The organism is Pseudotabrizicola sp. 4114, assembly GCF_031457365.1.
Taxonomy (GTDB): Bacteria; Pseudomonadota; Alphaproteobacteria; order Rhodobacterales; family Rhodobacteraceae; genus Pseudotabrizicola.
On sequence record NZ_JAVDWP010000041.1, the window covers coordinates 1 to 2,689 of the forward strand.

A 2,689-nucleotide genomic window follows, 5' to 3' on the forward strand; every position below is an offset into this window, starting at 1 on the left:
GCACCACGCATCATCACCCCCGCCGTTGCCGTGCGCAGGGTGAATCATGTTCCGCAAAACAGGTCGAGAGCCGACTTCTTCAGCAGCCTGCTAAGCCCAGCCGTCTGACCAAGACCAAGGTCAGCCCTACTGCAATCAAGAGAAACCCCGCACCAACAATCCAAACAATAGGTGTGGAGTATATTTCGGCGACGGCTCCGGCCAGAACCAGACCCGATGCGGCCCCCAACTGTTGTATCAGCGATCTGAGCGACAGCATGGTTGATCGCTGACGGTCCTCGACGCAGCGGTGCAGAATGCTGCTGGCCGGTGTTTCGCTGACACCAAGGATGACTGAATACAGGATGAACACCGTCACAAAGCCGATGATACTGCCTTGCAATGCCAATGCGATCTGAACGGCTGCCAAACATGCAAAGGTCGTCGCCAGCGTAAGGGCGTGCCGCCGCTTGAATATCCGGCTGATGTGCGGGGACAGAGATGCGCCGACAGCGATCGAGAAGAAATAGGTGGCAGTTACGACACCGATAACGGAGTTAGCGTAACCCGCATCCAACATGGCTTTTGCATGGGTGGGCCAGAAGACCTCCACAGGGTTAGTGGCCATCAGAAAGAACGCCAACGCCGCCAGAAGTATCGACAGTGTGGGGTGTTTCAGGGCCAAAAGGCTCGCGTCCTTTATCACCGTGGGGAGATTTGCGAAGCCGTGCTTGAGAGCAGTGACGCTCATCGGACGCGGGTTTTCGACAATGACCAACATGGTGAAAACAAGCACGCCCAGCATCACCCCAAAGCTGGCCGCGTAGGATATATCATAGATGCTGAAACCGAGACGTTCCGCGACCGTGCCAAACATATCAGGCAGAAGACCTCCGAGGACCGCCCCAGCAGCCAACCCGATGGCATTGGCCCATTGCGCTTTGGCCAGAGCGGGTTGCACATCTACATTTGGTGCGGCGGCCCTGAAGGTTTCGACAAACCACGCATCGAGCGTGCCCGACCGGAGCGCCCGTCCAAAACCGATGAATGCAAATGAGAGTGCGAGAACGTAGAAGTCACTCGTCGAGAGAAAAAGTGCTACCGAAATCAGGCTTGCGACGACCGCTGTCAGAAAGACCGGCTTACGGCCAATGCTGTCGGCGAGACCGCCAAACGGGAGCTCCATCGTTATTGTTGTAAGCGAATAGGCCCCGAAAAGCAGCGAGATTTGGAACAGGTTCATGCCTCTGTCGGTCAAGGCCAGAGCAACAACGGCAATGGTGAGGCCCATCGCGAAACGGTCAAGGAACTGGTGTATCTGAAACACGCGGATGTGCCGTCGTGCCGGACTGTTAAGCGCCGCGAAGGAAAACTCTCTTTCATTTGCCATGCTTGCAGCATTAACTTTGCTGCCGATGCCTACAATACCTTAGATGCCAGGACCCATCCGGCGTAAGCTTTTGCGGTCGTTCGAACAAGCGTAGCGAAATGCCGCTTTGTCCGCTTGTGTAAGTTCAGGCACCGTGCGGCGAACGGCAGCTATACCGCAGCCGAAGACGCCTCCGCGCCTGGTGTCCGCTGCAAGACGCGGTAGACGGTTGGCCGCGAGACATCGAACAGCTCCGCCAGATCGCTGATCGAGTAATCACCCGTGTCATACATGCGGCGTAGTTCCGTCTGGCGGCGATCCGACAGCTTTGGTTTCTTGCCCTTCAGCTTTCCCTTGGCGCGGGCAATTGCCATGCCTTCCTTGGTGCGCATCCTGATCAGGTCGGCCTCGAATTCAGCGAAGGTGGCGAGGATGTTGAAGAACATTTTGCCCATCGGATCGGTCGGGTCATGGACCGATGCGCCCAATGCCAGTTTCACTCCGCGCCTTTCCAGTTCATCTGCGATGGCCCGGGCGTCTGGAACCGACCGCGCCAGCCGGTCCAGCTTCGGCACGACAAGCGTGTCCCCTTCCCGGACTGCTGCCAGTGCCTGAGCCAGACCTGGTCGCTCCCGGTTCGTGCCGGTCAATCCATGATCGGTGTAGATTCTATCGACCGCCACATCGAGATCGAGGAGCACTGCCCGCTGTGCGGCGAGATCCTGTTTGTCGGTCGAGCAACGGGCATAGCCGATACGGGTTTTTGACATGGGTGATCCTTGCGCCGAAATCGGCCGAGTTTCGTTCTGGTCGCCGTCATGTGTAACGCAAGACGCCCCTCCAATGATACTATATCCGGACCAGTCAAATGAGAATCGTTTTCTGCCGCAAACGCTGGGACGAGGTCGTCGGGGATCCGGCGTCCGGTGAACGATCCCCTTGCGGACAGCGCGCGGGCGAATTCCGCTCGAGACAGGGAGCCTGAGTTTGTCCGTGGCGCAAGGCCGCTTCGGCGATCCGACCTGAAAATTACACTTGACCTGAAGTAGCTCCAGGTCGGTATGGACCTAGCTGAAAGGTCGGGCTGTCATGAAGATTGCAGAAGTTGCCGGTCGTACCGGGCTCAGTATTTCGACCATACGTTTCTATGAGAAATCGGGTCTTTGCCCGGTCATCAAACGCGGCTCTGACGGGAAGCGGGAGTTTTCAGCGACCGATGCGGACTGGCTGCTCCTGCTGGCATCCCTGAGCTACTCCCCGAAAATCGGACAGTGACGGAAGCTACGATCTGAGGTCTGCTGATCCCCAATTCGAGGAGATCAGAACATGTCGAAACGCAGG

Annotated in this window: 3 protein-coding genes; 1 reads left to right on the plus strand and 2 read right to left on the minus strand. The window is 57.5% G+C overall.

What is annotated here, in order from left to right; genetic code table 11:
- Window positions 1–79: 79 nt before the first annotated feature.
- Together J2X53_RS22390 and J2X53_RS22395 are read right to left on the minus strand one after the other, a co-directional pair.
- Window positions 80–1,369: an MFS transporter gene (locus J2X53_RS22390; protein ID WP_349039695.1), complete on the minus strand. Its 1,290-nt coding sequence runs from the start codon at window positions 1,367–1,369 to the stop codon at window positions 80–82.
- A gap of 149 nt (window positions 1,370–1,518) precedes the next feature.
- Window positions 1,519–2,118, minus strand: a complete 600-nt coding sequence (locus J2X53_RS22395) for a recombinase family protein (RefSeq protein WP_349039696.1) — start codon at window positions 2,116–2,118, stop codon at window positions 1,519–1,521.
- Window positions 2,119–2,437: 319 nt separating this feature from the next.
- Here J2X53_RS22395 and J2X53_RS22400 point away from each other — a divergent pair, with 319 nt between their 5' ends.
- Entirely contained in the window at window positions 2,438–2,623 is a 186-nt protein-coding gene (locus J2X53_RS22400; RefSeq protein ID WP_349039697.1) for a MerR family transcriptional regulator, read from the plus strand.
- The last annotated feature ends 66 nt before the right edge of the window (window positions 2,624–2,689 follow it).

Coding starts and splice junctions, on each gene's coding strand:
- J2X53_RS22390 (WP_349039695.1), bottom strand. CDS start 1,369: ATGGCAAATGAAAGAGAGTTTTCCTTCGCGGCGCTTAACAGTCCGGCA.
- J2X53_RS22395 (WP_349039696.1), bottom strand. CDS start 2,118: ATGTCAAAAACCCGTATCGGCTATGCCCGTTGCTCGACCGACAAACAG.
- J2X53_RS22400 (WP_349039697.1), top strand. CDS start 2,438: ATGAAGATTGCAGAAGTTGCCGGTCGTACCGGGCTCAGTATTTCGACC.